The organism is Vibrio nigripulchritudo ATCC 27043 (assembly GCF_000222685.1).
Classification (GTDB): domain Bacteria; phylum Pseudomonadota; class Gammaproteobacteria; order Enterobacterales; family Vibrionaceae; genus Vibrio; species Vibrio nigripulchritudo.
This window is the reverse complement of the sequence record NZ_AFWJ01000266.1, coordinates 12,314-35,924: the sequence shown is the minus strand read 5'-3', so window position 1 is coordinate 35,924 and position 23,611 is coordinate 12,314. Positions and strand designations below refer to the sequence as shown.

Annotated in this window: 28 protein-coding genes; 22 read left to right on the top strand and 6 right to left on the bottom strand. The window is 46.6% G+C overall.

Features of this window, described 5'->3' with window-relative positions:
• Positions 1–357 precede the first annotated feature (357 nt).
• The 6 genes from rhtB (at position 358) to arsJ (ending at position 5,712) form a co-directional block, all read left to right on the top strand.
• Positions 358–975, top strand: a complete 618-nt coding sequence (gene rhtB, locus RH89_RS18220; RefSeq protein WP_004405220.1) for a homoserine/homoserine lactone efflux protein — start codon at positions 358–360, stop codon at positions 973–975.
• Positions 976–1,076: 101 nt separating this feature from the next.
• Positions 1,077–2,345: an EAL and HDOD domain-containing protein gene (locus RH89_RS18215; protein ID WP_004405218.1), complete on the top strand. Its 1,269-nt coding sequence runs from the start codon at positions 1,077–1,079 to the stop codon at positions 2,343–2,345.
• A gap of 157 nt (positions 2,346–2,502) precedes the next feature.
• Positions 2,503–2,835: a metalloregulator ArsR/SmtB family transcription factor gene (locus RH89_RS18210; RefSeq protein ID WP_004405216.1), complete on the top strand. Its 333-nt coding sequence runs from the start codon at positions 2,503–2,505 to the stop codon at positions 2,833–2,835.
• A gap of 69 nt (positions 2,836–2,904) precedes the next feature.
• Positions 2,905–3,906 (top strand): ArsJ-associated glyceraldehyde-3-phosphate dehydrogenase, encoded by a 1,002-nt coding sequence (locus tag RH89_RS18205; protein WP_004405214.1) that lies wholly within the window; start codon positions 2,905–2,907, stop codon positions 3,904–3,906.
• A gap of 11 nt (positions 3,907–3,917) precedes the next feature.
• Positions 3,918–4,406 (top strand): cyclin-dependent kinase inhibitor 3 family protein, encoded by a 489-nt coding sequence (locus RH89_RS18200; RefSeq protein ID WP_004405213.1) that lies wholly within the window; start codon positions 3,918–3,920, stop codon positions 4,404–4,406.
• Between the two features lie 88 nt (positions 4,407–4,494).
• Positions 4,495–5,712, top strand: a complete 1,218-nt coding sequence (gene arsJ / locus RH89_RS18195; RefSeq protein WP_004405212.1) for an organoarsenical effux MFS transporter ArsJ — start codon at positions 4,495–4,497, stop codon at positions 5,710–5,712.
• A gap of 98 nt (positions 5,713–5,810) precedes the next feature.
• On the opposite strand, the gene RH89_RS18190 is transcribed toward arsJ, so the two are convergent.
• Both RH89_RS18190 and RH89_RS18185 read right to left on the bottom strand, forming a co-directional pair.
• Entirely contained in the window at positions 5,811–6,281 is a 471-nt protein-coding gene (locus tag RH89_RS18190; protein WP_004405210.1) for a Dps family protein, read from the bottom strand.
• Between the two features lie 122 nt (positions 6,282–6,403).
• Positions 6,404–7,234 (bottom strand): LysR family transcriptional regulator, encoded by an 831-nt coding sequence (locus RH89_RS18185; RefSeq protein ID WP_004405206.1) that lies wholly within the window; start codon positions 7,232–7,234, stop codon positions 6,404–6,406.
• A 127-nt stretch (positions 7,235–7,361) separates the two neighbouring features.
• Between RH89_RS18185 and RH89_RS18180 the strand changes: the two genes are divergently transcribed.
• Together RH89_RS18180 and RH89_RS18175 are read left to right on the top strand one after the other, a co-directional pair.
• Positions 7,362–8,081 (top strand): SDR family oxidoreductase, encoded by a 720-nt coding sequence (locus tag RH89_RS18180; RefSeq protein WP_004405202.1) that lies wholly within the window; start codon positions 7,362–7,364, stop codon positions 8,079–8,081.
• A 105-nt stretch (positions 8,082–8,186) separates the two neighbouring features.
• Positions 8,187–9,206, top strand: coding sequence for an acyltransferase (locus RH89_RS18175; protein WP_004405200.1), 1,020 nt, complete (start codon positions 8,187–8,189; stop codon positions 9,204–9,206).
• Here the strand turns inward: RH89_RS18175 and RH89_RS18170 are convergent.
• Positions 9,203–9,532, bottom strand: a complete 330-nt coding sequence (locus RH89_RS18170) for a DUF2500 domain-containing protein (protein WP_004405199.1) — start codon at positions 9,530–9,532, stop codon at positions 9,203–9,205. The genes RH89_RS18175 and RH89_RS18170 overlap by 4 nt on opposite strands.
• A gap of 235 nt (positions 9,533–9,767) precedes the next feature.
• Between RH89_RS18170 and RH89_RS18165 the strand changes: the two genes are divergently transcribed.
• The 4 genes from RH89_RS18165 (at position 9,768) to RH89_RS18150 (ending at position 12,617) form a co-directional block, all read left to right on the top strand.
• Positions 9,768–10,136: a hypothetical protein gene (locus RH89_RS18165; RefSeq protein WP_004405197.1), complete on the top strand. Its 369-nt coding sequence runs from the start codon at positions 9,768–9,770 to the stop codon at positions 10,134–10,136.
• A gap of 917 nt (positions 10,137–11,053) precedes the next feature.
• On the top strand, positions 11,054–11,674 hold the full coding sequence (locus tag RH89_RS18160; protein ID WP_004405196.1) for a lysoplasmalogenase family protein: 621 nt from the start codon (positions 11,054–11,056) through the stop codon (positions 11,672–11,674).
• A 48-nt stretch (positions 11,675–11,722) separates the two neighbouring features.
• Entirely contained in the window at positions 11,723–11,959 is a 237-nt protein-coding gene (locus RH89_RS18155) for a YecH family metal-binding protein (protein ID WP_004405195.1), read from the top strand.
• Between the two features lie 67 nt (positions 11,960–12,026).
• Entirely contained in the window at positions 12,027–12,617 is a 591-nt protein-coding gene (locus RH89_RS18150; protein ID WP_004405194.1) for a YhgN family NAAT transporter, read from the top strand.
• Positions 12,618–12,674: 57 nt separating this feature from the next.
• On the opposite strand, the gene RH89_RS18145 is transcribed toward RH89_RS18150, so the two are convergent.
• A complete protein-coding gene (locus tag RH89_RS18145; RefSeq protein ID WP_004405193.1) occupies positions 12,675–12,941 on the bottom strand; it encodes a DUF1145 domain-containing protein in 267 nt (88 codons plus the stop codon).
• Positions 12,938–13,537 (bottom strand): 16S rRNA (guanine(966)-N(2))-methyltransferase RsmD, encoded by a 600-nt coding sequence (rsmD, locus tag RH89_RS18140; protein ID WP_004405188.1) that lies wholly within the window; start codon positions 13,535–13,537, stop codon positions 12,938–12,940. The genes RH89_RS18145 and rsmD overlap by 4 nt, the downstream gene beginning before the upstream one ends.
• An 81-nt stretch (positions 13,538–13,618) precedes the next feature.
• Between rsmD and ftsY the strand changes: the two genes are divergently transcribed.
• The 6 genes from ftsY (at position 13,619) to glpG (ending at position 19,037) form a co-directional block, all read left to right on the top strand.
• Complete coding sequence (gene ftsY / locus RH89_RS18135; protein ID WP_004405187.1) at positions 13,619–14,827, top strand: signal recognition particle-docking protein FtsY; 1,209 nt, start codon at positions 13,619–13,621, stop codon at positions 14,825–14,827.
• A 29-nt stretch (positions 14,828–14,856) separates the two neighbouring features.
• Entirely contained in the window at positions 14,857–15,531 is a 675-nt protein-coding gene (ftsE, locus tag RH89_RS18130; RefSeq protein ID WP_004405186.1) for a cell division ATP-binding protein FtsE, read from the top strand.
• Positions 15,521–16,453, top strand: coding sequence for a permease-like cell division protein FtsX (gene ftsX / locus RH89_RS18125; protein ID WP_004405185.1), 933 nt, complete (start codon positions 15,521–15,523; stop codon positions 16,451–16,453). The genes ftsE and ftsX overlap by 11 nt, the downstream gene beginning before the upstream one ends.
• Before the next feature lie 173 nt (positions 16,454–16,626).
• On the top strand, positions 16,627–17,484 hold the full coding sequence (rpoH, locus tag RH89_RS18120) for an RNA polymerase sigma factor RpoH (RefSeq protein ID WP_004405181.1): 858 nt from the start codon (positions 16,627–16,629) through the stop codon (positions 17,482–17,484).
• A 387-nt stretch (positions 17,485–17,871) separates the two neighbouring features.
• Positions 17,872–18,192, top strand: a complete 321-nt coding sequence (gene glpE / locus RH89_RS18110; RefSeq protein WP_004405176.1) for a thiosulfate sulfurtransferase GlpE — start codon at positions 17,872–17,874, stop codon at positions 18,190–18,192.
• An 8-nt stretch (positions 18,193–18,200) separates the two neighbouring features.
• Positions 18,201–19,037, top strand: coding sequence for a rhomboid family intramembrane serine protease GlpG (gene glpG, locus RH89_RS18105; RefSeq protein WP_004405174.1), 837 nt, complete (start codon positions 18,201–18,203; stop codon positions 19,035–19,037).
• Positions 19,038–19,102: 65 nt separating this feature from the next.
• On the opposite strand, the gene RH89_RS18100 is transcribed toward glpG, so the two are convergent.
• Positions 19,103–19,513 carry a flagellar basal body-associated protein FliL gene (locus RH89_RS18100; protein WP_004405169.1) on the bottom strand — a complete coding sequence of 137 codons (411 nt, stop codon included), beginning with the start codon at positions 19,511–19,513 and terminating at the stop codon, positions 19,103–19,105.
• A 131-nt stretch (positions 19,514–19,644) separates the two neighbouring features.
• Here RH89_RS18100 and RH89_RS18095 point away from each other — a divergent pair, with 131 nt between their 5' ends.
• From RH89_RS18095 to RH89_RS18080, 4 genes are read left to right on the top strand one after another with little or no spacing between them, the layout of a single operon-like run.
• Positions 19,645–20,184, top strand: coding sequence for a chorismate lyase (locus RH89_RS18095; RefSeq protein ID WP_004405167.1), 540 nt, complete (start codon positions 19,645–19,647; stop codon positions 20,182–20,184).
• On the top strand, positions 20,185–21,039 hold the full coding sequence (gene ubiA / locus RH89_RS18090) for a 4-hydroxybenzoate octaprenyltransferase (protein ID WP_004405164.1): 855 nt from the start codon (positions 20,185–20,187) through the stop codon (positions 21,037–21,039).
• Between the two features lie 51 nt (positions 21,040–21,090).
• Positions 21,091–21,822: a 3-deoxy-D-manno-octulosonic acid kinase gene (locus RH89_RS18085; RefSeq protein ID WP_004405161.1), complete on the top strand. Its 732-nt coding sequence runs from the start codon at positions 21,091–21,093 to the stop codon at positions 21,820–21,822.
• Entirely contained in the window at positions 21,822–23,588 is a 1,767-nt protein-coding gene (locus RH89_RS18080; protein WP_004405160.1) for a bifunctional glycosyltransferase family 4 protein/polysaccharide deacetylase, read from the top strand. The genes RH89_RS18085 and RH89_RS18080 overlap by 1 nt, the downstream gene beginning before the upstream one ends.
• Positions 23,589–23,611 lie beyond the last annotated feature (23 nt).

Below are 23,611 nucleotides of genomic sequence, written 5' to 3'. Positions count from 1 at the left end.
ATTCAGAGCCTCATATTCTGTTCCAGTTCAAGGAAAAGAACGCAGTGGAATGATAAGTCCTTTCCAAGTTCTTTGACGATGAAATGGGACAGAATATGGGCTCCCAAGGGCGAGTTTAACTGGCTTTCATACTGCGTTACCGATTCTTGATTTAGAGCCACTAGATCTTTAAATCGGTGTCTTGTCTGAAAAGCCAGTTAATTCTCGCTGAACCGAGCATTTTGAGGTCACTTGGGTATATTCTTAAATGACGCTTAGATGTAGAGTCGATAGTTCATTTGCGGTAAATACGTGTTCAGGTTTTGAGCGTTTTAGTCATATTGAAGAGCCAGATGGCTGGGGTAAAAGGTTGTAAGAATGGATCTCCAGATTCTTTTGATGTACATCGCAACTGCGACGATATTTAGTTTCGCTCCGGGCTCAGGAACTGTGAACTCGATCAGCAATGGTATCAAATATGGGATGCTTAAGTCGTTACCAGCAATCTTGGGTTTACAAATTGGGCTTAGTTTTCATATCGTCTTAGTGGGAGCAGGGATAGGCACCTTGGTCGCACAGTCTGCGATCGCGTTCACCGTGATCAAGTGGGTTGGTGTGGCATACCTTATCTGGCTAGGTATCCAAAAGTGGCGTGAAACCGCGAGCTTACAGATATCTGAAGAGCAAAAAACGGTATCGGGATGGCAGTTAATGAGGAACGCAGTCTTCATTAATTTGACCAATCCAAAGTCCATTGTGTTTCTAGTTGCGTTGCTTCCACCATTTATCGATCCGGCTCAGGACCAGTTTACTCAACTGGCTATACTCGGAGTAACCACGATTATTATCGATGTATTGGTGATGCTCTTTTACACGGGAATGGCTGCGCAGTTTGGCAAACTGATTCGATCTGAAAAGGTGATGTCCAAAATGAACCGGATATTTGGCTCGATGTTTATCGGTTGCGGAGCTTTGCTAGCGACAGCAAGAGCTTAATGCACAACAGACTCTAACAATTTGGACTACCGATATATGTCGAAATACGGTATCTTCTCGGACCAGTGATACCTTCAGTTTGTGGTTTTGGGTAATTATCTATGTATACCTATGTTGCTCGGCAACCTATTCTCAATAATAAATGCCAGACCATAGGCTATGAACTCCTGTTCAGAGATGGGGAACACAACGCGTTTCCCGCTCATGTTGACTCCAACCGAGCGACTTATCGACTGATTGTCGAAAACTTCCTGTCGTTTGGCAGTAAAGTGACGTCTAAAGCCTCGCGCTATTTCATCAACTTCCCTCACGAAAGCCTTGTTCGACTGCTTCCTATGGCGCTGCCCAAAGAGCAGATCATTGTAGAAGTGCTGGAAACTTGCCGTCCGACGGAGGAGCTTCTGCAAGCGATTCGCTATCTGCACCGACACGGTTATGCCATCGCTTTGGATGACTTTGACTTGGGTCCGGAGTGGGAGCGCTTCGTCCCATACGCCAAAATCATCAAAATCGACTTGATGCAGGTGGGTGTGGAGCAAGCCTGTGAATACGTTCGTCAGAAAATCGCGGCTGGGTCGAAATGCAAATTTCTGGCAGAAAGGGTAGAAACCTATCAGGAATTTGAAGCGGCACGGGAAGCGGGTTTCGACTTCTTCCAGGGTTTCTTCTTTAGTAAGCCTGAAGTGATTCGCAATCGGGCAGTAAAACCTGAACAAATGCTGGCGCTGGAGCTGTTTCAGGAAGTGTGTCAGGCAGACGTGGATTATGACCGAGTCGAGCTACTGGTGACGCAGGACGTGACGCTCAGCTACCAGCTCCTTCGGTTTGTAAACGGCATGACGCCGCGCATTTCTGTGCCGATTTCCTCTTTTCGTCAGGCTCTGGTGTATCTGGGGCAAGATAAGCTTAAACAGTTTGTTTCTTTGGTTGTGGCGTCTTACGTTTCCAATAAAAAGCCGCTTGAGTTGCACAAGCTCTCCTTGCAGCGCGCCAGATTCTGTCACCTGATGACACGCTATCAACCGTTTGATAGCCAGCGCGATCAAGCTTTTATCATTGGCCTGTTTTCGCTACTCGACTCTTTCCTCGACCATTCGATGGACAGCCTGTTAGAACAACTGCCTTTGTGTGCGGAAATCAATATTGCTTTGTTGCAAAGACAGGGGCCTCTTGGGCAACTCTTAACCCTTGAAGAGCGCTTTGAAAATGCGGACTGGGATGGCGTAGAAACCCTTTGTCAGTCACTGAAACTCAAAGTTGATGATGTTCGCAATGAGCTACATGAAGCCATGACGTGGAGCGAACATATGCAGACCATGATCCTCAAAAACACCAACTTAACGCCTCCACCTAAAGCCGTCTGTTCTTAAGGCAAAAGCATACTTCGTCTTTACCGCTCCTGAGTAAACTCATTCAGGAGCATATCTCACTCTTTTATGACAATTCCGTGAATTCAAGAAAAACTGCTTGACCCAATCGGTTTGATTTTTAATATATATGGATATGCGAATATATTGAGATTGAGCCATGTTACCCCACCTGTTTTTTAAAATGCTGTCAGACGAAACCCGTCTGAGGTGCCTGTTGCTGCTATCTCGAGAAGGCAGCCTTTGTGTGTGCGAATTGATGGATGCGCTGGAAGAAAGTCAGCCGAAGATTTCCCGACACTTAGCGCAGTTAAGGCAGTCCGGTGTGCTGGTGGATGAACGCCGAGGTCAGTGGGTGTATTACCGAATCGCTGCAGAACTTCCGGGGTGGCTCTCCAACGTGATAGAGGGCATTGCCAAATCCGAGTGCTTAAAAACGCAGTATCAATCAGACATTGAACGGTTGCAGCGTGCAGACAGACCTTGTCAGTAACGGCTTTGCAACTGGTTAAACTTAGGTCAACAGACCCAATTATCTAAATTTTTGAATGGACAAAGAACAATGACGATTAAAGTAGGTATAAACGGTTTTGGACGTATTGGTCGCTTAGCACTAAGAGCGTCTTTCGACTGGCCAGAAATTGAATTTGTACACATCAATGATGTTGCGGGTAACGCAGAAACACTTGGGCATCTGCTTGAGTTCGATTCAGTACAAGGTCGCTGGCACCATGAAGTATCGGTAGAAAACGCGGATATTGTGATTCAGGGGCAGCGTATTACCACTTCGCAGAACCAATCCATTGCAGACACAGACTGGTCTGGTTGTGATGTGGTGATTGAAGCCACGGGTGTGCACCGCAAAACTTCTTTTCTGAATCAATACCTTGAACAAGGCGTCAAACGTGTTGTGGTATCTGCACCGGTAAAAGAAGAAGGCATCGCCAATATTGTGGTGGGTGTGAATGATGAAATCTTCGACCCTGCAGTGCACAAAATTGTGACAGCAGCTTCGTGTACCACAAACTGTATTGCCCCTGTGGTGAAAGTGATTCACGAAAAACTGGGAATTGAGCAGTCTTCATTTACTACCATTCATGATCTGACCAATACCCAAACCATTCTGGATGCGCCTCACAAAGATCTTCGCCGAGCTCGTGCTTGTGGCATGAGCCTTATCCCAACCACCACAGGCAGCGCGACAGCGATTGTGGAAATCTTCCCGGAGCTGAAAGGTAAGATTAATGGTCATGCGGTACGTGTTCCTCTGGCTAATGCCTCTCTTACCGACATCATTTTCGATGTGAAAACCGACACCACACCAGAAGAGGTCAATGCGCTTCTGAAAGAAGCATCGGAAGGCGAATTAAAAGGCATTCTGGGCTTTGAAGAGCGCCCGTTGGTGTCGATTGACTACCGAGGTGACCAGCGTTCGACGATTGTGGATGCGCAATCGACCATGGTAGTGGGCACGCGCATGGTGAAAATCTACGCCTGGTATGACAACGAAATGGGCTACGCCACGCGTACCGCTGAGTTGGTTCGCAATGTTGGTCTGGCGTAAGGAGAGTAGCAATGACACATCCTACCTGGAATTTAGACCTTGAGTCGGGCGGCTTGGTACTGACACCTTGCCCTGGCACCAAAGGTGTAGCGCTGCAGGCGTCACTTCAACAGCTTAAAGATGAAGGCGTGCAAGCCATTGTGACGGCATTGGATAACGCTGAGCTAGCCAGCAAAGAAGTCAGTGAGCTGGGTGACATTACTGAAAAGCTAGGAATGAAATGGTTCCAGATCGAGATAGAAGACGATTGCGCGCCCAGTGATGTATTTACAGCGAAATGGCAAAAAGCCAGCCCAGAGCTGCACAAGATACTGAATCAAGGTGGCAAAGTGGCTCTGCACTGTATGGGAGGATCGGGCAGAACAGGTCTGTTTGCTGCGCATCTTCTTCTGGAAAAAGGCTGGGAACTTGCAGATATCATCCGTGAAATACAGGCTCTTCGCCCTGGCGCATTCACCAAACCCGTTCAGGTTGATTACATCGAACGCATCGCAGGTTAGCAGCTTATATGGCTTTTGGATCATCATGATCCAAAAGCTTGTTTAACCTCCACATTAGATCGACCAATCCTAAATCTTGGGAGTTGTTATGTTTTCAGGTTTGAGTAAAAGTGTACGCCAATACATGTTGGTGACCTTTAACTATTGGAACTTTACCCTCACGGATGGTGCACTTCGAATGCTGGTGGTGCTTTATTTCCATGACTTGGGATACAGCACATTAGCCATTGCCTCTCTCTTCCTTTTTTATGAATTCTTTGGCGTTGTCACCAATCTTATTGGCGGCTGGCTTGGTGCCCGGCTTGGGCTAAATCGCACCATGAACATCGGCTTGGGCATGCAGATAGTTGCCCTATCAATGTTAGCTGTACCCGCAGGCTGGTTGACCATACCTTGGGTAATGGCTGCGCAGGCGTTGTCCGGTATCGCAAAAGATCTGAATAAGATGAGTGCTAAGAGCGCCATCAAGACACTGGTGCCCGATGAAAATCAAGGTGCGCTTTATAAGTGGATCGCGATTCTCACCGGTTCTAAAAACGCGCTTAAAGGGGCGGGCTTCTTTATTGGTGGATTACTGCTTTCGCTTGTCGGCTTTAAATCTGCCGTGTTGATTATGGCGGCTGTTCTTTTCTGTGTATTGATTGGCAGCTTGATTGCGTTAGAAAGCAACATGGGTAAAGCGAAAAATAAACCCAAGTTCAGTCAGATTTTCTCTAAGTCAGAGAGCATCAATATTCTGTCTGCGGCGCGCATGTTCTTGTTCGGCGCACGTGATGTGTGGTTTGTGGTAGCACTCCCCATTTATCTTGGCTCTGTTTTCGGCTGGGACCACCTATGGGTGGGAGGGTTTCTTGCCAGTTGGGTGATCGCTTATGGGTTTGTTCAGGGGTTTGCCCCCAAAATCACAGGCAAAGCGCAGGGCAGGGTTCCAGATGGTTCCGCGGCGTTGTATTGGGCGCTGCTGCTGGCGGTGATCACTGGTGTGATTGCGTATTCAGTGCAGATGGAATGGCACCCACAATGGGTGATCGTGATTGGTTTGATGATATTCGGTGCGGTGTTTGCCGTGAACTCGTCACTCCACTCTTACCTGATTGTCAGCTATGCCAAAGGCGATGGGGTATCGCTGGACGTTGGTTTCTACTACATGGCAAATGCCATGGGCAGACTGATCGGCACGGTATTGTCTGGCTGGGTATTCCAGGTCGCAGGACTGGCTGCGTGTTTGTGGGTGTCGTTTGGTTTCCTCGTCCTGACAGCGATAATCAGCATTAAGTTGCCAAAGCATAAGCCTGTCACCGCTTAATTGAAAAACAAAAAAGCCCGGCGTTAAGCCGGGTAAAGAGGGGAACTCTAAAACGGGTGTCACCCGAAAAAGTGCAAGGATTAGGTTCGAAACTTGTCTTACTGGAGCCAAGCGTTCAGCATCCAGACCAGCTTTTCCTGTTCGCGGATGTAGTCACTCATTTGGGCGGCCGTACCTTCATCTTCTGCTTCTCCGGCAAGCCCGAGAATGTCACGTTGCTGGCTGATAAGCTGGCTAAAGCCTTTCACCAAACCTTTCATGGTGCTTTCACCATCAAATGCTTGTGTATGTTCTTCAATGGTGCTGACTTCCAAATACTCAGTGAAGCTGTGAAGAGGAGTATGACCCAGAGTCAGAATACGCTCGGCAATTTCATCCACCTTGGTTTGTAGGTCAGTGTAAATTTCTTCAAATTTTTCATGCAATTCGAAGAAAGCGTGTCCTTTAATGTTCCAGTGGTAACCGCGGCTGTTCATGTACAAAACCTGGTAGTTTGCTAGCAGCGTATTTAGCGCTTTTGCGAGGTCTTCAGATTGTTGTTGGTCTAAACCGATAAGTGTCGTATTCATGATGCTCTCCCAATGTTTTCAGTATTCTTTCTGTCTATGGGAGTAGAATAGCGACTTTCTGTTGTTCGTTAAAATCGATTGTAATTATAAAACCGATAGTCAAAAACTATTACAAACGAACCCTAGTTTCGATTGAGTGTTTTCAGCACCAATTGAAGTGCGGGGTTCAGGCTGGTGTTGGTGGGATAACAGAGCCCGACACGGCGGAACATTCTAGGGCCGTTAAGCGGTTTAGTGATCAGCATATTCGAGGCTTCCAGAACCCCAGTCGGAAGAAATGAAATCCCAACCCCAGCTTGTGCCAGGTGCATGACTTGGGTTTTGTGTTCCGCTTTGGCCACCAAATTAACGGCTAGCCCATCGCATGCAAGCAGACCGACCGTTTGTTGGTGCGCTTCACAAGGCGGGCATTCGATGAAGTCGTGTTGATGCAGTTGATTAAGGTCAACCGACTCCTGTCTGGCGAGCGGGTGCTCTGGCAGCATGCAGAGCACGTAGTCCTCTTCCCAAAGAGGAGAGAAGATCTCGTCCTCCTGCTGAAACATATCTAATGAAATACGTGCATCGTAATCGGCGTTATGATCCACCAGTTCTACCAGCAGGTTCGGGGCGTGTCTGGCAAGCTTAGCCAGCAGTTTTGCCAGTTCAGACTGGCTGATGTCTGGAAAAGTGGCCAGCCTGATAGGCAAGCATTGGTTGCGCTCCTGAAACAGGGTAGGCAGCTTCTGCACGTCGTGAAGCAATCGGATTGCCAAAGGATATAAGTGGTGGGCTTCATCGGTGAGGTCCACCCCTTTTTTATGCCTGACGAAGAGAGATGTATCCAACTCTTCTTCAAGTTGTTTTATCGCATTAGAAATAGAAGGCTGGGAAACAAAGCAGCGCTCGGCTGCCAGTGTGATGTTCTTTTCTTCATAAACGGCAACAAAGCTTTTCAGCAGACGCAAATCCATAATCGACTCGTTTTCTTTTTATCTATAACTCAAACTTATCATAAACCTCAGAAAACGATATTTATCATTTATTTCTCTTATCCATATAGTGTCCTTCGTTCCGGTGAAACAAACAGAGAGAAAGAAAATGTCCAAATTAATCGTTATTACAGGTGCCAGTTCAGGTATTGGGGAAGCAACCGCGAAAAAGCTGTCTGCAGAGGGTTACTCGCTGCTTCTACTGGCGAGACGCATTGAAAAGCTTGAAGCGTTAAACCTGCCTAACACCTTGTGTCGTAAAGTTGATGTGACTGATGTAGAAAGCTTCAAAGCGGCTATCGAAGAAGCAGAAGCGCAGTTTGGTCCTGTCGATGGTTTAATCAACAATGCAGGTGTGATGCTACTGGGCAATGCTCACGAGCAAAACCCTCAAGAGTGGAAAACCATGTTTGATGTGAATGTGATGGGGCTGCTCAATGGTATTCACGTCGTACTGGCGAAAATGAAAGCTCGCAAAGCGGGCACCGTGATTAACATAAGCAGTATTGCTGGTCGCAAAACCTTCCCAAGCCATGCTGCGTACTGCGGGACTAAGTTTGCGGTGCACGCCATTACAGAAAATATCCGCGAAGAAGTGGCTGATGACAGCGTTCGAATGATCACCATTGCTCCAGGTGCCGTTGAAACAGAATTGCTAAGCCACACCACAAGCGACGAAATCAAAGCGGGTTATGAAGACTGGAAAGAAGGTATGGGCGGTGTGATTGCACCAGAAGACATTGCGAATGCGATCAGCTATGCCTATAACCAGCCACAGAACGTTTGTGTGCGTGAGATCGTAATTGCGGCTACTCGCCAGCCTGCATAATGTGATGTAGATAACTGTTTCTAAACCTTCACATTCTTCTGACGGTGAGACTGATTTCCCCTTGAGATTTTACTGATATATTTCATGACAAATCGGGGGAGATTTATGCAACAACGGGTATTTTATCTGGACCTTTTACGCTGCGTCGCTGCCATCGCTGTGGTGGCGATTCACGTATTGGGTCCATATCGACATATGCTGGGAGACGCGCCACTTTCTCATTGGTTGAGTGCTGCAAGTGTAAACAGTGCGCTTCGATGGGCTGTCCCCATATTCATTATGATCACAGGTGCGCTGTTGTTGAGTGATCGTCGACCGTTTGACTTGCGTTACTACGTTCAACGAAGAGTCGTGAAAGTGGTCTTGCCGTTTTTGGTCTGGTCACTCTTTTTTGCCTGGGTTGCGTCTATGTCCCCAACGGGTTCTACGGACTGGCAACTATTTCAGGAAAAAATCACGAGCTTTTTCAGTCACGAAACCTATTACCATCTTGGCTTCTTTTACTATTTCATCCCCCTTTATTTTGTCGCGCCGTTTCTTGCTCACTTAGCAAAGCATGCTGATTATTCCTCCTTGATTGCATTGCTGGTGGTCTGGCTTTCAACGACGGCGCTAAATTTGTTTTACATTGATGGTCTTTGGTCAAACGACTTGTGGCTTTTCTCTGGTTACTTGTTGTTGGGGTATCTGCTGTTTGCTCAAGAGCGCGTTTCTGGGTCGTCGGTCATGCTGATGTGTGCCATCGCAATTGCAGCGATCTTGTGTAATGCCTATCAAGTGGTGACTCTCAGTCTGGAAGCGGAGCAGTATCGAGTAGGAAGGTGGCTGTCTTACAAAACCATTAACACTGTAGTGGAAGCCGCCGCGCTGTTTTTGTTAATTAGGTATCTTGCACCAAGTTTAAGCCGGAAGACTAAAGAGGTCGTGTCTTTCGTAAGCCGCCATAGCCTAGGGATATACCTGATACATCCCTTGATTTTGCTACCTTTATATCAATGGCGTTGGTATGAGGGCAACCATGCTCTTTGGATCATTCCAGTGTGGACGGTGATCGGTTTTACGGGTGCCCTTGCCTTAAGCTGGGGGTTGTCCAGGGCGCGATATACGCGGTGGTTGGTGCCTTAGCGCTTCATCGCAAAGTGAAGAAACTTCTGACCCTGATAGGTCAGTGTGCCTTTATCGCCCGGATTCAGTGCCTGATAGTAGTGAACACCAATCTGAAATTCGCGTTTAGGTCCGACTTTCCCTTTCTGGACGTAGATCCAATACTCCTGAGGTTCTTCGCCGGGCTGTGCGTCGGGGACATCAATGATTTGTTTGTCCAAAACCGTGACTTCGGCTTTCTGCTCAGGCGCATCTTCGCCTAACGTGTGTTGTTTCTGAAAGCGAACAAAATACCAGCCAGCCGCAATAGCCAGTACAAGTAGAAGAGCGAATAGAGTTACAGGCATGTGAGTATCATCTTTGAAACACAATGGAGCTCAATTTTACTCTCAGAGGCGTGTTCGTCATATAAGTGCGGCACAAAGCGTGATCTAGCTAGAGAATTTGTTGCCGTAAATGCGCTAAATTCAAACGAGGATAGCCATAAAACAGCGAGTTAGGTACTTATATACTGTCATCAGTTATGAAACTGGTTTAGAGACATGGACAAAGTCCGGTACTTCTCTGTAAGGAGGCACTCTTATGTCAGATATCGAAAAAGTCGTGATACGAACCCGTCGTTTGGAAAAGCTGCTGCGCCAGCAGTATCACGCATCTGGCGCGAATATGGATCAGCTCATCAGCAGTTGTGAAGAACGTTTGCCTCACGATGTGATCGACAAACTTCGCTCAGTCGCTGCCACCCGGGATTCATTGGTGAATGATGAGAATGATATTGATCTGGATAATCCGGGGCAGTTTTTAAAGCTTTGTGATGAGTGTGAAAAGGAACTGACCCCAAGAAGTGGGAGATTCATATGGGGAGTCGCACTCAGCTTGATGGTGTTGATCACCTTAGCTGCGCTGAGCTTTTACTACGCACATTGGCAAGAATTAAGTAAGCATCTTTAAAATACAGATAAAACGAAAAAGGGTGACGCATTTACGTCACCCTTTTTCGTTGGGGTATGAGTCAAAAACTTATACGTAAAGCATTGGCAGCGTCATCAAACCAACAACTACTGCAATCATCACAAGTCCTTGTCTTTGGGAAGGTGTAATCATAACACTGCTCCTAAAAATCTTTATTTAACCGTTGACAAAAAGAATAGCATTACTTTTGGGAGTTGATCAAGTTTTAATTGATCTGGTTTTCAAAAGTATAAGTTTTCTATTCTTAAAGTGACCGAAAACCGTCACTTTAATGTCAGGTTTTTGTTGTTTTATATTTGTTCGATATTTGGTTTTTCTTCGGAATTTTGTTTTAACTTGTTGTATTTAATTGGTTTTATTTTGTTTCTGTTTTGCTCTAATAGTTGTCTTGTTTAAATGAGGTCTAGAGTGGAACTGATCGTTGTTGGTCTAATAAAACGTTGTTTTTGGTGTTTTCTATGTGTTGGGTTGTTTTTAATTGAGAATAGATATCAACAACATGGTGGTCATCAAGATAGATTTAACTAAGAATGACATACTGCCTCCGTGTATTTCTTAGAGGCTTCTTCTTAATGTTTTTAATTTATTTTTTTTAAAAACAATGAGTTGTATTTTTTATGGAGTTGGTTTTATAAGTTTGAAAAGTATAATTTTTCTATTTGAATGGTGTTTTTATAGAGAAACTGACAATCAGTGATACAAGGCGAGAGATTTACAAACGTTGTTAATGTTATGTGTCAGTATGTTGAATGCCTGTTCTTATTTACTGTTTGAAGATTAATCCAGATCGAATATTGAGCATTTGTCTCTGGACTTCGTTTGAGCTCTCTCTACACTGACCCTCTACTTTAAGAGTAGCTGAATTTGGCGAACGGTTATTAAGAGGTCAATAGCACGTGAAGCAAACCAACCTACTAGACATTGCAACCCAAAGCTCCGGCGATAAAAGTAACGCGATCTTCCGACCGCTTGCTGCTGCATTGCTGTGTATTGCTATTTGGGTAACTGCACCGAATGCAGATGCAACGCAATGGATGCTAGGAGGTTTTATTACCCTGTGCCTGAGCGACCTGGTTCGTGGACTGACTCTGCCCACATCCAAAGTTGCGTTTGCCTCCGACCTTGTTGGGATTGCCGCTATTAGTGGTGCATACTGGTCCCAGCTTGATAGCGAGATCATTTGGTGGTTACCAGCTTTCCTGTTTGCGTCTGGTGTAATTGTATTTCTGCTAATGCTTCCGCAGCTCGACACACTACTTGCCCCTGTGACTTTGATGGGAATGGTGCTGGTTCAGTTGCTATGGGCTTCGGGAGAAGTCTGGCTGGCGCAAATGAGCCTGTTTAGCCTGATTGGCTTTATTGGCAGTTTGGTCTTACTGGCGTCACAAATGCTTTTTGTTCTCCACCATTACAGAAAGCCCGTTCAGAACGGAGAAGCCTGGGGATCAGTCAGCTACTTTGTTGCGCTGTTTTTCATCGCTTTATCCATTATCTTTGCGTTACATCAAACAGCCTGATTGAACTTCCATTACGCTGAACCTTCATCAGTGTAATCCGGAGGTCTTATGTCCCAATCTATTCATGCACACCAAGTGCTTAACCTTCTTGCCGAGCAACCACTTACCATTCAAGCTCTCACTCAGAAAATTGAAGCAGAATTCGGTGCGGATGCGACTTTTCATACTTGCAGCAAAGAAGGCATGACCATTGAAGCCTTATTGGAGTTTTTCATTCAAAGGCAGAAAGTGTTTATTGAAGGTGAACTTATTTCTCTGAACGCAGCGCGAGTCTGCTCCCACTAAACAAAATGCAACTAAATCCAATTGAGGTATATACTTGTCGGCATTTGATGTCGACTTGAGATTTTTGATGGATATTTTATCCGCTGCTGTCATGTTGTTTCTGATTATGGACCCACTCGGCAACCTTCCGGTTTTGCTGTCCATACTTAAACATCTGGACCCTAAGCGAAGAAGAAAAATACTGGTTCGGGAACTGTTCTTCGCGCTGCTGATTTTGATGCTGTTCCTGTTTGCTGGTCAGAAAATTCTGAACTTCCTGCATGTCCAGCCTGAAACGTTAAGCATATCTGGGGGGATCATCCTCTTTATCATCGCGATTCGAATGATATTTCCGCAACCAGGTGGTGTAACCGGGCTTGCCGCAGGTGAAGAGCCTTACATTGTCCCTATCGCCATCCCTATGATTGCAGGACCTTCCGTGATCGCCTCGTTGCTTCTTCTTTCTAACCAGGCTCCGGACAGGCTGTGGGAGTGGTCAGGAGCCGTAATGATTGCCTGGGGTGCCAGCTTCCTGATCCTGATGTTCTACGATTTCTTCCATAAACTGTTGGGAGAGCGAGGTCTAAAAGCCGTAGAGCGCTTGATGGGACTGCTTCTGGTGATCATCTCCACCCAAATGTTTCTGGATGGCGTTAGCTCATACTTCAGGGCTGCCTAATCTAATCACTCAGCTTAATAACAAAGAAGCCGCAACATCTGTTGCGGCTTCCTTTTATTACATCATGTATTTTCTGCGAATATCCAATAGCGAGAAAATACCAAACAGCAATATCGACCATTTTTCCCAACGCGTGGTTTGAACTTTATCGCCAAACGCACCGATGAAAATTAACATCTGTAAACCATGCATGATGAACAGAAATGCGGTCATGATGTACAGAGCAATGGCCGCTTTGCCCGGAAACGGATGAAAAATATTCACCAACAGTACCAGCCAGACAAACGCGATGGCTGCTTTCGCAAGAACTAGAAGTATCTTCATTTCTCTTCCCTTTCAAACAAACGGTAGCAAACCTGCCCCGCGGTTTTCTCGCGGTACAGTTGCCAATGAGCCGGAATGGAATCCAGAGCCAGCTCTTTTTCCGCTTCAATATAAATCATCGCATTAGCGCTTAACCAGCCATTTTGTTCAAGCAAATGTATCACATCGTCCAGCAGGTCTTTTCGAAAAGGCGGGTCGATAAACACCACGTCGTGTGCCGTGCCGGTCTGTTTTAAAAAGTCCAATGTATCGGCATGAATGGCTTCAATGGAATCAGTCTTCAGCGTTTGAATATTGGCAAGCAATTGCTTGTGTGCCTGAGGATTCATTTCCAGCATAGTGACACGGCTTGCCTGACGGCTTGCTGCTTCGAACCCAAGCCCGCCCGAACCTGCAAAAAGGTCCAAAACATTCGCTTGAGGGACATCCTGAGCCAGCCAGTTGAATAAGGTTTCTTTGACTCGGTCGGTAGTTGGGCGCAGCCCTTCAGCATCGTGAACAGGGAGTTTTCTGCCGCGCCAAAGCCCGCTGATGATTCTGACAAAGCCACTGGATTGTTTTTTTTGTGATGAGTTTGACTGACGACGTCTTGCCATAGATTTTTTGACCGAGAATAAAGTGATAGTATACGCGGTCAAGTGTACCAGAAAGTTTTTGATGTTTATTTAGGAACCCCGATGACAGGTAAGAAAAAACGCGGATTATTGTCTTGGCTGGGCTTTGGTGAAGAAGAGCAAAACCAGCAAGCCAACCAACAGACGCAAGATGGCGCTGGAGAACAAACAGAGCAGCCAGAAACCCCATCACAGCCTCCTGTCGCTGAAGAAATTAAGGAAGAAGCTGTTACTGAAACAGTGGATGAAACCCTAGAAGATACGCAGGACATTCCCGAACAGGCAGAGACAACGGAAGAAATCGTTGAGGAGCCCGCTAAACCTGAAGTGATCGAGCAGGAAAAGCCAACAGAAAGCTTCTTCACTCGCCTGAAGCGTAGCCTGAGTCGTACCAAAGAAAACATCGGTGCAGGCTTCTTTGGCATGTTCAAAGGCAAGAAAATCGATGAAGATCTGTTTGAAGAGCTGGAAGAGCAGCTTCTGATTGCCGATGTGGGTATGAACACCACAGTGAAAATCATCGACAGCCTGACAGAAAAAGCCTCTCATCGCGATTTAAAAGATGGCGAAGCGCTTTATGGTCTGCTGAAAGAAGAAATGGCAGACATCCTGAGCCACGTTGAGCAGCCACTAGAAGTCGATACAACCAAGACCCCTTACGTTATCCTGATGGTGGGTGTGAATGGCGTTGGTAAGACGACCACCATCGGTAAGCTGGCGAAACAGTTCCAATCTCAGGGCAAGAAAGTCATGTTAGCCGCGGGTGATACCTTCCGCGCCGCAGCAGTAGAGCAGCTTCAGGTATGGGGTCAGCGTAATGATGTCCCTGTGATTGCTCAACACACGGGTGCCGATAGTGCTTCTGTTATTTACGATGCCATTGAAGCAGCGAAAGCACGTGGTGTAGATGTGGTGATCGCCGACACTGCGGGTCGCTTGCAAAACAAGAGCAACCTGATGGAAGAGCTTCGCAAGATTGTGCGTGTGATGCAGAAGATTGATGGCTCAGCTCCACACGAAATTATGCTAACGCTTGATGCGGGTACCGGGCAAAACGCCATCAGCCAGGCCAAATTGTTCAGCGAAGTCGCGCCAATAACGGGCATTACGCTAACAAAACTTGATGGAACTGCCAAAGGTGGCGTAATTTTCGCCATTGCTGATCAATTTAAGATTCCGATTCGCTATATTGGTGTAGGCGAAGGTATCAATGACTTGCGACCATTTGAAACGCAAGAGTTTATTGATGCACTATTTAGCCGAGAAGATTAAATACGGCGAACAGATAGGAATCAGCACGCGTGATCAGGTTTCAGCAAGTCAGTAAAGCATATCGTGGTGGCAGGCAAGCTCTGCAGAAGGTGGACTTCCACCTGCGCCGCGGAGAAATGGCCTTTCTTGGTGGGCATTCAGGAGCAGGGAAGAGTACCCTGCTCAAACTCATTTGTGCGATAGAACGCCCTACCGACGGCAAGATAAGCTTCAACGGGCACGACATTACTCGTATAAAAAACAACGATATCCCGTTTTTACGCCGCAATATAGGGATCGTGTTCCAGGACCACTGTCTGCTGATGGATCGAACCGTTTACGACAATGTTGCACTCCCGATGCGTATCGAGTCTGTTTCTGAAAATGAAATCAAGCGTCGTGTGTCAGCCGCGCTGGATAAAACCGGATTGCTCGACAAAGCGCGTTGCCTGCCTAATCAATTATCCGGTGGTGAACAGCAGCGAGTTGGTATTGCCCGCGCCGTGGTGAACCGCCCAACTTTGCTGCTTGCGGATGAGCCTACAGGTAACCTTGATCAGACCTTATCGAACAAAGTCGTGAGTTTGTTTGATGAATTCAATCGTGCAGGTGTGTCCATATTGTTTGCCACTCACGACGTCGATTTGATGAATACGCGTCCTCAGTATCGCCGTCTGGAGCTGAATCAAGGCTTTTTGAGTGAGGTAGATTCCTATGGGCGCTAATAATCGACCAAAAACCGATGGTTTTCTAAAGCTGCACTTCAAACAGGCCAAAGCATCTTTAGTCGAATTGCTGAAGAGACCGCTTGGCAACATGCTGACCTTCGCCGTCATTGCAATGGCGTTGACCTTGCCTGCAAGTTTGTATCTGGTCGGAAAAAACCTCAGCGTTGCGGCGCAGGGTATGAATACCTCTTCCCAAATTAACGCCTTTTTGATCGAACAGACCCCCGAAGCCCGTATCATGGTGCTGAAAGACGAGTTAGAAGGTTTCACTGAAATAAAAGCGGTGGAATACGTGTCTTCTCAACAGGGGCTGGAAGACATGAGCCAGCACGCGGGTCTGGAACAGGCTTTGTCATTGCTGGACGATTACGCGCTCCCTGCGGTGTTGGTTATTACTCCAAACGTAACTGACCAGTCTGAGTTATCTCAGCTTTCCGTCAAACTTCAAAATTACTCGGAAGTGACGGACGTCCGAATGGACGAAGACTGGTTAGAAAGACTAGGTGCAATCCGCAATCTGGCATTGATTCTGGCAGCAGCGCTTGGCGTGTTGATGCTGGCTGCGGTCTTTTTGATTGTGGGTAACACGTTAAGGTTCAACGTGCTGGCACACAAAGAAGAAATTCAGGTCATGAAGCTCATCGGCGCTACCGATAGCTTTATATTAAGACCCTATCTGTATACTGGTATGTGGTTTGGTGGTATCAGTGCGATAGCTGCGTGGATTTTAACCGCAATCATTACTATTGTTTTGAATGGTGCGGTGGAAGACCTGGCTGTGCTATACGATAGCCAGTTCCGTTTGATCGGGTTGAACTGGGATGAAACCGTCATCTTATTGATGATAGGAACGGCACTCGGTTTAGTGGCTGCAAAGCTTTCCGCTCAACGCCACTTGAGAGAAATTGAACCTGTGTAACAAATTTAAGTCATATATTGTGGCGAATGGCGTTGCAGACAAGATCTCTGACTTGCCAGTGACGTTTAACTATGGATAATAACTTTCCCCCTCTTGGATTTGTTCATTTTGAGTTCAAGAAGGCGAGTTTAAATTAACCATTGCTCTAAATTCAGAGACAAATGAGGAATTGAATGACTAAGCAAGCGTATCCGATGGCTCTAGTTACACAAGATAGCCTAGACAGCTATATCCGTTCAGTGAACAGCTATCCAATGCTGACAGCTGAAGAGGAGCGTGAACTGGCCGAACGATTACACTACAAAGGCGAAATTGACGCGGCGAAAGGGCTGATTCTATCTCACCTTCGATTTGTTGTTCACGTGGCGAGAGGTTACTCTGGCTACGGTCTTCCAATGGCTGACTTGGTTCAGGAAGGCAACATCGGATTGATGAAAGCGGTGAAGCGCTTTAACCCTGAAGTTGGGGTTCGTCTGGTGTCTTTTGCTGTTCACTGGATCAAAGCCGAAATTCATGAATACGTACTGCGTAACTGGCGTATCGTTAAGATTGCGACCACTAAAGCGCAACGTAAGCTTTTCTTTAACCTGCGTAAGAACAAGAAACGTCTTGGCTGGTTTAATAACGGTGAAGTAGAAACCGTGGCTCGTGAGCTGGGTGTAGAGCCTTCAGAAGTGCGTGAGATGGAATCTCGTCTCGCTGCACAAGATGCCACGTTCGAAATGCCAACAGAAGACGATGATTCTGCGGCGGCTTACTCAGCGCCAGTGCTTTATCTCGAAGACAAGCATTCTGATGTTGCTGAAAACGTAGAAGCATCCAACTGGGAAACGCACACCAACAACCGTCTTAGCCACGCTTTGGCAACATTGGACGAACGCAGCCAGCACATTGTGCGTTCACGTTGGTTAGATGATCAGAAAGCGACGCTTCAAGAATTGGCAGATACTTACAGTGTCTCCGCAGAGCGAATTCGTCAGCTCGAAAAGAACGCGATGAAGAAGCTGAAGTTGGCAGTAGGCGAGTTCTGATTTAGCACTTAAATTTTTAGAAAGCCGGGATCCGAAAGGACCCGGCTTTTTTGATCTTTCAAATAAGGCTGGCTTGTGGATAACTCTGTGAAAATAACTTTCGGTATAAGTGAGAAATACGGGTGTATATTGGTGTGAAGACCCTTTTGTCCTATGGGGATATGTTTACTCTTACACACAGAAAAACAAAGATCATCACTACATATTGTGGATCTAAGATCCAAAAAACACTTTATCAACGCAATCCACAGAGTTTTCCACAAATGGTGCAAAATTACACAGCCGTGGATAACCTTATTACTTCCAAGTCTAACTTTGCCTTTGGATACGTTACACTTGAGGTCATAAAAAAGTTTACTCAAAGAACGTCACATAATAAGGAATCCAATGGAGCAGTTTAAGCATATTGATGTCTTACAAGCACAGCAGAAATTAGAAAACGGCGAAGCGGTGATGGTGGATATTCGTGACCCTCAGTCGTTTGCTCTGGCACATGCACCGAGCGCATTTCATCTGACTAACGATACGATTGTGTCTTTTATGAATGAGCATGAGTTTGAGCAGCCTATTTTGGTGATGTGCTATCACGGTGTGAGTAGCCAGGGTGCAGCGCAATACATGGTGAATCAGGGGTTTGAGGAAGTGTATAGCGTCGATGGTGGTTTTGAAGCTTGGCAGAGAAGCGGATTCTCTGTTGAGACGGCATAGGACAATAAGTGATAAGACTGGCGGAAGTAGACAACCCTAGATTGGGTCAAGCCTATATTGATTATATGGCATCAAGAGACATCTTGGTTGAGATGATGCCAGAGGGCGAGGGACGCTTTGCCTTGTGGCTGTTACATGATCAGGACGCAGAAGAAGCCAAAGCTGAATTTTCTGCCTTTATTCGTGACCCTAGCAACCCCAAGTATTCAGAAGCTTCCTGGAAAGTGGCGGAAAGTCGAAAGCGCCAGTTTCGCTATCATTCTCCCTCTGTCGGTTCCATGATTGCCGCAAAAGCCGGTCCGGTTACTCTGATTGGGATGGTGGTTTGCGGGGTCATATTCTTTGCTCAAATTATAGGTTTTGAACGAGCACTTTTAGAACTCTTTCATTTCCCGGCATCTTCTCAGCAAGCATTTGAAATCTGGCGTTGGTTTACTCATGCCATTCTGCACTTCTCTGTTTTACATATCGTTTTTAATGTTCTTTGGTGGTGGCAGCTTGGTGGCGATATTGAGCGAAAGCTGGGCAGTGGCAAAGTCATTCAAATCTTTTTAGTATCCGCAGCGGTTTCTGGTCTTGGGCAGTTTATTGTTGCTGGCCCTAACTTTGGTGGTTTATCCGGAGTGGTGTATGCCCTGCTTGGATACATTTGGATGCTCAGTTGGAAAGCGCCACATCTTGGGGTTACGATCGCTAAACCAATAGTTGGTTTTATGCTGGTTTGGCTTATTTTCGGATTTGCCCAGCCTTTTATGGCAATAGCTAACACAGCACATGTGATGGGCTTAGTGGCGGGTTGTGTTATGGGGCTGGTCGACGCAAACACTAAACGTGTATTGAGGTAAAAATCGCGCATAAAAAAGAGGCGCTTTCACGCCTCTTCTCATCTAGCTATTCTGAATAGTCTTTCTTACTGATATAGATATTTGGTGAACAGCAGATCTGACACCACGGTTTTACCTGTCTCGGGAAGCAATATTTCATTCAAGTGCGCCATCAACTGTTTACGCAGCTCTTCTCTGCCCGACAAAGACTTCACTGTATCTTCTCCTTGTTTTCCAAGCAGTTCAATGACTGCATCTCGAATCAGAGGAGTATGTTGCTCAAGCAACGGGACAAAGGTCGCATCAGGCACCATAATATCTATACGAACTTGTAGATATCCAAGCTTCTTACCACTGGTGTGGAAGTTAGTCGTCAAGTCCGGTTGCAATGTGTAGTACGCAAATTGCGGTCCGGTCTTTTCTTCTTCAGCAGCTCCCGCAACCGAAAAGAGCAGTGCAAAAGCTAAGATAAATGGCTTTATAAGATTTCGAATCATAATGGGTCTTTTCTTTTTATGGGTAACTTGGGGATCGATAGTCTGTTACAATACTGGGTCAACAGTGACCAAAATAAAAGAAATTTTTCCAGCATCACGCTTTATTGTAATGCGTCAAATAGAATAATGGTATGGATGAGTTGAAATCGTTGTACTTAACCGCACTGAAATCAGTTACCTGGCAGAAACCCGAGCACTTTTCCTTTCGTGATGAACACTCAAAACAGTGGTTGTTGGAGTCGGGATCGCTGTCGCGTTTGCTCGCCGAGCGTTGCAATAAACTTGATGTTGATTTGTTAAATAACAGCACAATAGACACTGACCATTTAACAGGGGACGAGCTTCAACGTTTACCTGCGGAATCGTGCCTATTACGTGAAGTCGTTTTGTCTGGCGACAGCACGCCTTGGGTCATTGGGCGTACTTTAATTCCAACCTCTTCATTGGAAGGTCAGCAATCTGATCTCGCGCGTCAGGGGACCATTCCACTAGGGCTTACGGTGTTCAGCGCTGAAAACGTGCATCGTGATGGTTTGGAGCTTGGTTGGGCAAAACTGCCTAATGGAGAACTGATGGCAAGGCGATCGATGCTTTGGATGAATCATAAACCTATGCTGGTGGCGGAACTGTTTTTACCCGATGCACCAATCTATACCAAGGAGAAGGTGTAAATGCTAAAGGCGAAGGCTCAGGCATATTGCCAACTGATGCGACTGGATCGCCCGATTGGCTCTCTGTTGTTACTTTGGCCGACACTTTGGGCGCTGTTTCTTGCCGCTGAAGGCTTTCCTCGCTGGGACGTATTATTGGTGTTCATCGCAGGCGTCTTTTTGATGCGTTCTGCGGGGTGTGTAATCAATGATTATGCGGACCGCAATTTTGATGGTCATGTGAAACGCACGCAAAACAGACCTTTGCCTTCCGGGCTAGTGAGTGCGAAAGAAGCACTGGCACTTTTCGCCGTGCTAGGGTTGATTTCTTTCGTTCTGGTTTTGACCATGAACAGCCTGACCATTCAGCTTTCATTTGTGGGTATCGTACTCGCGTTTATTTACCCCTTTATGAAGCGCTTTACCCACTTACCTCAGCTCTTTTTAGGGCTTGCTTTCAGCTGGGCAATACCTATGGCGTGGGCGGCGCAGTCGGGTGAATTACCACCGCAAGTGTGGCTGGTTTTTCTTATCAATGCGCTTTGGACGGTGGCTTATGACACCCAGTACGCCATGGTGGATCGCGACGATGACCTGAAAATCGGCATTAAATCTACGGCGATTCTGTTTGGACGTTTCGACAAACTGATCATCGGTATTCTTCAACTGATTTCCGTTGGTCTTTTGATTGCCCTAGGGATGTGGTTGCAGCTTGGCAGCGGCTACTACTGGGGAGTATTAGCGACAGGTGCATTGTTTGTGTATCAGCAACACTTGATGCGACATCGAGAGCGTGATGCGTGCTTTCAAGCCTTTCTCAACAACAACTATGTTGGGATGGCTATCACCATTGGGTTGGCGATTTATTACTTCTAATCGTTTGAATTCGCTACACTGTCCACTTACATAAACATTCAGTAGACAACCATGCTCAAATCCTTTCGTTCCGACAATCAGATTATTTGGTTTGATGATGCTCTGGCAGAACCGGAGCATCATTTATTTGATCCTGAATATTGGAAAGCCTCGGGTAAGGTGATCGGCAGTGCCAAAGGGCGAGGAACCACCTTGTTTTTAGATCTTGAAGGTCAAGAGGCGGCGCTAAGGCACTACTATCGCGGAGGCTTGTTCGGCAAGTTAGTACGGGACGATTACTGGTTCTCTGGTTGGGAAAACACGCGCTGCTATCAGGAATTGAAGGTGCTGGACGAATTAAGCCAAGCTGGTGTTCGCGTGCCCAAACCCATTGCCGCGCAGGCAACGAAAAAGGGATTTCTCTACCGAGCAGATATCCTGACTGAGAAAGTCAAGGACGCTAAAGATCTGGTGGCGCTATTGGTCGAACAGCCTCTGAGCTCGGATGTTTATCGTCGCATTGGGCGAGAAATCAGAAAGATGCACGACGCAGGCGTGAATCATACCGACCTGAATATCCACAATATTTTAATTGATGCGAAGAGCGATGTCTGGCTGATCGATTTTGATAAATGTGCTACTCAGTCAGGGACGGATTGGCAAGAAAGCAATCTCGCGCGCCTGTTGCGATCCTTTGAAAAAGAAAAGAAAAAACGTTCCATTCTTTGGAAACAATCAGATTGGCATGACCTGGTAGCTGGCTACCAGTTAACTGCTTCGAATGCTGCAATGGAAAACAAATAATGAATATCCTAATGGCGCTGTCTCAGCTTGAAGTCACAGGCGCGGAAGTCTACGCCACAACAGTCGGCGACAAACTCACGGAGCTGGGTCACAACGTAAAATACGTATCCGATACCCTGACTAAGCCGCACAAAGGGGAATTCTTTAAGCTTCGCTTCAACAAGCGAAGTGTATTTCGTCGCTTCTGGCACGTTGGCTACCTTATCTATCTGATTAAAAAACACAGAATTCAATTGGTGCACGCACATTCCCGAGCATCAAGCTGGAGCTGTCATATTGCCTGCAAGCTTACCAACACCCCAATGGTGACCACCGTTCATGGTCGCCAGCCTGTCCATGCTTCGCGTAAAAGGTTCCACGCCATGGGCGACAAAGCGCTTCCGGTGTGTGAAGCGATTCAAAAGCAGCTTATTGACGAGCTTGAAGTGCCCGAAGCACAGTTGGAAGTCAGCCGAAACGGTATCAACACCTCCGAATTTCAATGGGTTCCAGCCCCTCAAAATGCCAAGCCTGCTATCACGATTATCGGTCGCCTGAGCGGTCCGAAAGGTGACTTGTGTTATCAGTTGCTAAAAGAGTGTCTGGACACCGACAAGTACCACGTAAAAGTGGTGACGGGAAGCGAGGTCACCGAACGGTTCAAACCTTTTACCGAGACGGTTGAATTTACCGGTTATACCAACGACGTGGTTTCCATGCTGGCGCAATCGGATTTGGTTATTGGCGCTGGTCGGGTTGCCATGGAATCACTACTTTGTGGTCGACCAACCTTGGCGGTTGGGGAAGCCAGTTTGGTCGGCTTGGTGAATCAGGAGAACATCGAGACAGCGATGTCGACCAACTTTGGCGACATTGGACCGAAAGATCTCGATATCGACTTCACTCAAGTTCCGGCTCTGGTTGAACAGGCAGTGAGTCAGCCTCATTGCGATGAAAATGTATCGCGCACCATTCGAGAGAACTACGAGCTGGATTCTATCGTTGAGCAGCTTGAAGGCATTTATCAGGATGTCACGGTCACCAAGCTGCAAAAAGAGATGCCGATCATCATGTATCACCGCTTTATTCGGGATGACTCGGAAAAAGGTATCCACGGTACGTTCATGCACATCGACATGCTTGAAAAGCATTTCCAGCTGATTAAGAAGATGGGTTTTGAAACCGTCACCTTTGAAGATCTGAAAGACAAAGGTTTCATTCACAGGCTGTCTCCGGGTAAGCGGTTCATTATGATCACCGTGGATGATGGGTTCAAAGACAACCACGAGTTACTGTTGCCCTTGCTGAAAAAGTACAACTTCAAAGCGGTGCTTTATGCGGTGACGGGCGAAACCTACAACCGCTGGGATGTGGAAGGGGTAGAGACACCGGATCGCAAAGTGGAGTTGATGTCTCGTGAGCAGCTAAAAGAGATGTCGGATTCTGGTTTAGTTGAAGTGGGTGGACATACACTGACGCATCCGAAGCTCAGCCAACTGGACGAAGCGCAGCAGAGGCATGAAATCAAAGCCAATAAAGAAGAGCTTGAAACACTACTGGGTAAATCGCTGACGTCGTTTGCTTACCCGTATGGTGACCATAACGAAGACACAAAACGCATTAGCAAAGAATTGGGTTATGACTTCAGTGTCGCAACCAATTCCGGTCCGCACGTGCTTCATCAGGATCCTTATCAAATCAGACGAATTGCGATTTTCCCAAGAACGGACGTGCTTGGATTGTGGCGAAAAATCAAAGGTAACTATACGTTCCGAAAGGCTAAGTAATCTTTGCGAATCATTGAGGAATA